This window comes from Streptomyces sp. NPDC005805 (genome assembly GCF_040630445.1).
Lineage (GTDB): Bacteria > Actinomycetota > Actinomycetes > Streptomycetales > Streptomycetaceae > Streptomyces.
The window spans coordinates 1-6,857 of the sequence record NZ_JBEXXN010000100.1 but is presented as its reverse complement, the minus strand read 5'-3'; the positions used below and the strand labels follow the sequence as shown (position 1 = coordinate 6,857).

The following is a 6,857-nucleotide window of genomic DNA, read 5'->3' as shown; positions in this document are numbered from 1 at the left end:
GGGGCCTCTGCCGAAGGGGCCCCGGACCCGCGGGGGGGGGGGGGGCCCGGGCCGGGCCCCGCCCGGCCGGCGGGGAGCGCTGCCTGATCCTGCTCGTGGACGCAGGGGACCAGGCGGACCGCCCGGTCGACGGGGCGCTGCCCTTCGGACGGGACGACCCCCGGCCGGGGTGAGTTCCCTGCCCGACGGCCACACCCGGCTACCGGAGAAGGGGCGGCGCTCCTCGGGCGGTCACCCGCCGGGACCCGGCCGGGAACGAGAGGCCTGCCTGCCGTACCGAGCCGGGCCGCGCCCGGCCGGGGCGGGGCAGCGGCATTCGCGAGCCGCCGCACCGGCCCCGGGCGCCCGGGGCCGGTCGGGACCTGCCGGGCGGGTGCATCGCCCGGCCGGCCCCGGCGCGGCGCCGGAAACGCGAGGGCCGCCGGGGCAGTGCCCCGGCGGCCCTCGCGCGTGCGCTGCGGGTCAGCCCTTGCCGGCGGTCGGCTTGGTGCCGGTGTCCGTGGCGGGGGCCGCGTCCCGGTCGGGCTCGGCGTCCGCCGGGCCCGGGGCCGTGTCCGGGTCGGCGTCGTCCGGGGCCGAGGCGCCGGACGGCGTGCCCGCGTCCGCGGACTCCGCACCGGCGGACGGCTCCGCCAGCGCCTTCGCCGTGGCCGGGCCCGGCTTCGACGTGTCGGAGGGGTCCGGCTCGACGATCTCCTCGCGGCCCGGGCGCAGCCGCGCCGAGACGATCATGTAAGCGACCGCGGCGACGAAGACGATGATCGAGGTCCACAGGTTGAGGCGCAGGCCCAGGATGGTGTGGGCCTCGTCGACCCGCATGTACTCGATCCAGCCCCGGCCCGCCGTGTACCCCGCGACGTACAGCGCGAAGGCCCGGCCGTGGCCCAGGCGGAAGCGCCGGTCGGCCCAGAAGACGAGGGCGGCCACGCCGAGGCACCACAGCGACTCGTAGAGGAAGGTCGGGTGGTAGGTCGCCAGGTCGACCGTCGCGTCCGGGCGGTGCTCCGGGTCGATACGCAGACCCCAGGGCAGGTCCGTCGGGCGGCCGAAGAGCTCCTGGTTGAACCAGTTGCCCCAGCGCCCGATGGCCTGCGCGATCGCCAGCGCCGGCGCCACCGCGTCGGCGTACGGCGGGAGCGCGATCCCCCGGCGGCGGCAGCCGATCCACGCGCCGAGCGCGCCGAGCGCGACCGCGCCCCAGATACCGAGCCCGCCTTCCCAGATCTTGAAGGCGTCGACCCAGTCCCGGCCCTCGCCGAAGTAGAGCTGGTAGTCGGTGACGACGTGGTAGAGGCGTCCGCCGATCAGACCGAAGGGCACCGCCCAGACGGCGATGTCCCAGGTGGTGCCCTTCTTGCCGCCGCGCGCGACCCAGCGGCGGTCGACGATCCAGAGGGCGGTGAAGAGGCCGACGAGGATGCAGAAGGCGTAGCCGCGCAGCGGGATCGGTCCGAGTTCGAGGACCCCGGTCGACGGGCTGGGAATGTAGGCGATGTCCATGGCAGACCCGACGCTACCCTGCCGGGCAGGGCCGACGGCAACCCACCCGGCAACGTCTGGGTAACGGGGACCTGCCCGTGCGGGCAGCGCCCCGGCCCCGCGGGGCAGCGTGCCCCCGGGCCGGGCGGCGACGGGCGCCGGTCAGGACGGCGAGGGGCCGCTGCCGGCCGGGGACGGCTGCCGGGTGCCCGGCTGCTTGCCCTTGTTCGCCTCCGCGACCCACTTCTTGAAGTTGGCCACCGAGATCTGCTCGTCTCCCTTCGTCGGGAAGACGGACTCCCCGTTGAGCAGGACGGTGGGCGTGCCCCGGAAGCCGCCGTTCTGGAAGGCGGTGTTGGACTTCTCCACCCAGCTGTCGTGGGTGCCGTCCTCCACACAGGTGCGGAAGGCGGGGGTGACCAGGCCGTCGACCTTGCCCGCCAGCTCGATCAGCTCGGCGTTGTCCGCGAAGGCGTCGTCCGGCTCGGGGGGCTGGTTCATGAAGAGGACGTCGTGGTACTCGGCGAACTTGCCCGCGTCCTGCGCGCAGGCCGCCGCGTTCGCCGCGCGCAGGGAGCCGGTGCCGCCCATGTTGCCGTCGATGATCGTGGCGAGGTGGTACTCGACCTTGATCTGGCCGGACTCCACCAGGTCGTGGATGGTGCTCCGCAGCGCGTTCTCGAACTGGGCGCAGGCGGGGCAGCGGAAGTCCTCCCACACCGTGAGGGTGGAGGGGGCGTCGCTCGCGCCGACGGGGATCGCGAGCTGCTCCTCGCCCTGGACGCCGCTGGGCGCGCTGAGCGGGCCCGCCTCGCTGGGGCCGTCGTCCTTGCCGGCGTTGGCCGCGACGAGACCGACGACCGCGGCCAGGCCGAGGACGCCGACCACGGCGGCGGCCACGATCAGGGTGCGGCGGCGGCGCTCGCGCGCCTTGTCCTTCTCTCGTTCGCGCTGGAGCCGCTCGCGCGCGGTCCCTCGGCGTTCTTGGTTGTCGCTCACGCCCCGCAAACGAACCGGGGAGGCGTCCGCGTGCCTCCCCGGCCCGGTTTCCACCCGTTCGAGTTACTTCGGGGCGCGGACCCCGGCGGCGAGTTCGCCCGCCAGTTCCCGTACGGCGGCGACGGCGGCCTCGTCGCCGTCCGCGTCGAGCATCCGCTTGACGAACGCGGAGCCGACGATGACCCCGTCGGCGAAGGCGGCCACCTCGGCGGCCTGGTCCGGGTTGGAGACCCCGAGCCCGACGCAGACCGGCAGATCGGTGGTGGCGCGGGTGCGCCGCACCAGGTCCGCCGCCTGGGCGCCGACCGACGCCCGGGTGCCGGTCACGCCCATCAGGGAGGCCGCGTAGACGAAGCCGCTGCCGGCCGCGGTGATGGTGGCGAGGCGCTCGTCCCGGCTGCTCGGGGCGACCACGAAGACGGTGGCCAGCCCGTGCTTCTCGGCGTGCTCGCGCCACAGCGCCGACTCCTGGACCGGCAGGTCGGGCAGGATGCACCCGGCGCCGCCCGCCTCGGCCAGCTCGGCGGTGAAGCGCTCCACGCCGTAGCGGTCGACCGGGTTCCAGTAGGTCATCACCAGCACCGGCTTTCCGGTCGCCGCGTGCGCCTCGCGGACGGTGCGCAGCACGTCGGCGATCCGGACACCGCCGCGCAGGGCGATGTCGTCGGCGGTCTGGATGACGGGCCCGTCGAGGACCGGGTCGCTGTGCGGGAGGCCGACCTCGACCACGTCCGCGCCGCCGTCCAGCGCGGCCTTGACGGCCTCGATGCCCACCTCGACGGTGGGGAAGCCGGCGGGCAGATAGGCGATCAGGGCGGCGCGGCCCTCCTCGCGGGCCCCGGCGAGGGTGCGGTTCAGCAGGTCGATGGTGCCGCTCACTTCGCGTCCCCCTGGATCTCGGCGGCGCCGTCGTCGGCGGAGGCGTCGGCCTCCACCTCGGCGTCGGTGTCGTAGAGCCCGAAATAGCGGGCGGCGGTGTCCATGTCCTTGTCCCCGCGCCCGGAGAGGTTGACGACGATCAGCCCCTCGGGGCCGAGTTCGCGGCCGACCTCCAGCGCGCCGGCGAGGGCGTGCGCGGACTCGATGGCCGGGATGATGCCCTCGGTGCGCGACAGCAGCCGCAGCGCCCGCATGGCCGCGTCGTCGGTGACGGCCCGGTACTCGCCGCGGCCGGAGTCCTTCAGATAGGCGTGCTCGGGGCCGATGCCCGGGTAGTCGAGACCGGCGGAGATCGAGTACGGCTCGGTGATCTGGCCCTCGTCGTCCTGGAGGACGTAGCTGCGCGAGCCGTGCAGGATGCCCGGCTCCCCCGCGGTGAGGGTGGCCGCGTGCTCGCCCGTCTCCACCCCGTGGCCGGCCGGTTCGCAGCCGATCAGGCGCACGCCGGCGTCGGGGACGAAGGCGTGGAAGAGGCCGATGGCGTTGGAGCCGCCGCCAACGCAGGCGACGGCCGCGTCGGGCAGCCGTCCGGCGCGCTCCAGGAGCTGGCGGCGGGCCTCCACGCCGATGACCCGGTGGAAGTCGCGGACCATGGCCGGGAAGGGGTGCGGGCCGGCGACGGTGCCGAAGAGGTAGTGGGTGTGGTCCACGTTGGCGACCCAGTCGCGGAACGCCTCGTTGATGGCGTCCTTCAGGGTGCGGCTGCCGGACTTCACGGCGACGACCTCGGCGCCGAGCATCCGCATCCGGGCGACGTTGAGGGCCTGGCGCCGGGTGTCGATCTCGCCCATGTAGATGGTGCAGTCGAGGCCGAAGAGGGCGCAGGCGGTGGCCGTGGCGACGCCGTGCTGGCCTGCGCCGGTCTCGGCGATCACCCGGGTCTTGCCCATGCGGCGGGTGAGCAGGGCCTGGCCCAGCACGTTGTTGATCTTGTGCGAGCCGGTGTGGTTGAGGTCCTCGCGCTTGAGGAACACCCGGGCGCCGCCCGCGTGTTCGGCGAAGCGGGGGACCTCGGTCAGCGCGCTGGGGCGGCCGGTGTAGTCGGCGAGCAGCTCGCCGAGTTCGGCGACGAAGGCGGGGTCGGACTTGGCCTTGTCGTACTCGACGGCCACCTCGTCGACGGCGGCGACGAGGGCCTCGGGGATGAACTTGCCACCGAAGGCGCCGAAGTAGCCCTCGCGGTTCGGGACCGAGCCGTCGGGATCGGGAACGAAGTAGTCACTGGGGTCGCTGGACATGGCGACGGTGCTCCTTGGGCGGGGGCGGCGGGCGCCCCCGAAGGTGTCGGATGGGTGCGGGAGGCTGCTGCGCGCGGGCGGGCCGGGCGGGGGGTGTTCCGGGTCGCCGGGGGCGTCGGGTCACGTCCGGGGTGCCCGGCGGTGCGGTCCGGGTCGCTTCCGGCCCGGGAGACGGGCCGGACGTCCGGATGCGGGCCGGACCGGCCGGCCGGTGGTCGGTCCGCTCGGCGGGACGTGCCGTGCCCGGGCGTACCGCCGCCCCGTGGTCCCGGATCCGGGCCGGTGCGCCGGAGACGGCGCACGGGACGGCGACGGGGCCGGCAGCGACATGCTGGCCGGGAAACGGTCACGTCACCGCCGGCGCGGCCTCACACCGTGAGGACGCCGCCGTGGTCCGTGCCGCGCGCGAGCGGGCCGCGCCATCGCATGCCGTTGACCTGGCCGGGCTCGTCGCCTATGACATAGCGGACCCGGCGTCCGTGGACGCGCCGGGCGGGGGCCCGGCAGCCGCGGGGCCGGCAGCCCCGGGCGAGGCGGGCGTAGGCGCCGCCGGTCGCCGCGGACGCGCCCGCGGCCCCCGGGCGCGGGCCCGGGGTGCTGCGGCGCGTGCGGCGGACGGCGGTCATACCGGGGTCAGCCCCGGCCGTGGCGCAGCGCGGGGTGGGCGCCGGCGGCGACGAGGTCGGCGACGGCCGCCTTGGGGTCGCGCCCGGTGACCAGGGACTCGCCGACGAGGACGGCGTCGGCGCCCGCGCGGGCGTACTCGATGAGGTCGTGCGGTCCGCGCACACCGGACTCGGCGACCTTGACGATGTGCGCCGGGATCTCGGGGGCGACGGTCTCGAAGGTGGACCGGTCGACCTTGAGGGTCTTCAGATCGCGGGCGTTGACGCCGATGATCTTCGCTCCGGCGTCCACCGCGCGCTCGACCTCGTCCTCGTCGTGGACCTCCACGAGCGGGGTGAGGCCGATGGACTCGGCGCGCTCGATCAGGGAGACCAGCGCCTCTTGGTCCAGCGCGGCCACGATCAGCAGGGCGAGGTCCGCGCCGTACGCGCGCGCCTCCCACAGCTGGTAGGCGGTGACGATGAAGTCCTTGCGCAGGACGGGGATGTCGACCCGGGCGCGGACGGCCTCCAGGTCGGCGAGCGAACCGCCGAAACGGCGCTCCTCCGTCAGCACGGAGATGACGGCCGCGCCGCCCGCCTCGTAGTCCGCGGCCAGTCCGGCCGGGTCGGCGATGGCGGCGAGGGCGCCCTTGGAGGGGCTGGAGCGCTTGACCTCGCAGATCACCTTGACGCCGTCGCCGCGCAGCGCTGCCACGCCGTCCTTGGCCGTGGGGGCCTTGGCGGCGCGCTCCTTGAGCTCGTCGAGGCTGACACGCGCCTGCCGTCCCGCGAGGTCGGCGCGCACACCTTCGATGATCTCGTCGAGCACACTCACGCGAGCGGCCCCCTTCCGGGACGGTGGCGAAACGGTCTGATTCAGCCTCTCGATGGTATCCGCAGGAGCGCCCGGGAACCGCATCCGGCCGCCGCCTGTCCCATTGTGTGGGACTTCCGCCCCCGCCCCCACCTGCCGTCTCAGGGCGCGAGGGCCGAGCCGAACGGCAGGTTCCGGACGACCGAGAAGACCACCAGCACGCCGCCGAGGACCCACCCCCACAGGGGCGGCACCCCGACCCTCATGGGCCTCCCGCGCACCGCGCGCACCACCCAGACGGCCCACAGCACGGCGAAGACGAGATACCCGGCGACGGCGGCGGCGTTCGCCCCGAACGCCGCCGCGAGGTCCCCGTGCACAAAGGCGTGCGCACTGCGCAGCCCGCCGCAGCCGGGGCAGTACAGCCCGGTCACGCTCAGCAGCGGGCACACGGGATAGTGCCCGGGCTCGTTCGGATCGACGGCCCCGACATACGCGAACGCGGCCCCGACCCCGCCGAGCACGGCCAGCGGGGCGACGAGCCGCCGCGCGAGCGGGGGCGGGGCGGCGGGGCCGCCCGGTGGGGCGGCGTGCGGACCGGGCACGCCCGGCCCGGCGCCGCCCGGCGCCCCGGGGAGGTCGGGGGCAGTCGAGGGCGGCAAAGGCGTGGGGTCCGGGGTCACGGGGTGATTGTGCACGGGGAAACGGCAGCGGTACAGGGGGGTGCGGGTGTCCTGGAGCCCGCGGAGGACACCGGTGGCGGCGAGGACGATCAGCATG

At 75.3% G+C, this 6,857-nt stretch carries 7 protein-coding genes; all 7 read right to left on the bottom strand.

Translation table 11 applies throughout. The features are described 5' to 3' along the window. Positions 1-462: 462 nt before the first annotated feature. The 7 genes from lgt to ABZ457_RS30135 all read right to left on the bottom strand — a co-directional run bounded on the left by lgt (position 463) and on the right by ABZ457_RS30135 (position 6,682). Complete coding sequence (gene lgt / locus ABZ457_RS30165; RefSeq protein ID WP_359164132.1) at positions 463-1,500, bottom strand: prolipoprotein diacylglyceryl transferase; 1,038 nt, start codon at positions 1,498-1,500, stop codon at positions 463-465. A 141-nt stretch (positions 1,501-1,641) separates the two neighbouring features. After that, positions 1,642-2,478 (bottom strand): thioredoxin domain-containing protein, encoded by an 837-nt coding sequence (locus tag ABZ457_RS30160; protein ID WP_359164129.1) that lies wholly within the window; start codon positions 2,476-2,478, stop codon positions 1,642-1,644. A gap of 63 nt (positions 2,479-2,541) precedes the next feature. Then, positions 2,542-3,357: a tryptophan synthase subunit alpha gene (trpA, locus tag ABZ457_RS30155; RefSeq protein WP_359164126.1), complete on the bottom strand. Its 816-nt coding sequence runs from the start codon at positions 3,355-3,357 to the stop codon at positions 2,542-2,544. Further along, entirely contained in the window at positions 3,354-4,655 is a 1,302-nt protein-coding gene (gene trpB, locus ABZ457_RS30150; protein WP_359164123.1) for a tryptophan synthase subunit beta, read from the bottom strand. Before trpB ends, trpA begins: the two co-directional genes overlap by 4 nt. A 368-nt stretch (positions 4,656-5,023) precedes the next feature. Beyond that, positions 5,024-5,281: a hypothetical protein gene (locus ABZ457_RS30145; RefSeq protein ID WP_359164120.1), complete on the bottom strand. Its 258-nt coding sequence runs from the start codon at positions 5,279-5,281 to the stop codon at positions 5,024-5,026. Positions 5,282-5,288: 7 nt separating this feature from the next. After that, the gene (gene trpC / locus ABZ457_RS30140; protein WP_359164117.1) at positions 5,289-6,098 is read right to left on the bottom strand and encodes an indole-3-glycerol phosphate synthase TrpC; all 810 of its coding nucleotides are present in this window, start codon (positions 6,096-6,098) and stop codon (positions 5,289-5,291) included. 140 nt (positions 6,099-6,238) lie between these two features. After that, the gene (locus ABZ457_RS30135) at positions 6,239-6,682 is read right to left on the bottom strand and encodes a DUF2752 domain-containing protein (protein ID WP_359164135.1); all 444 of its coding nucleotides are present in this window, start codon (positions 6,680-6,682) and stop codon (positions 6,239-6,241) included. Positions 6,683-6,857: the final 175 nt, after the last annotated feature.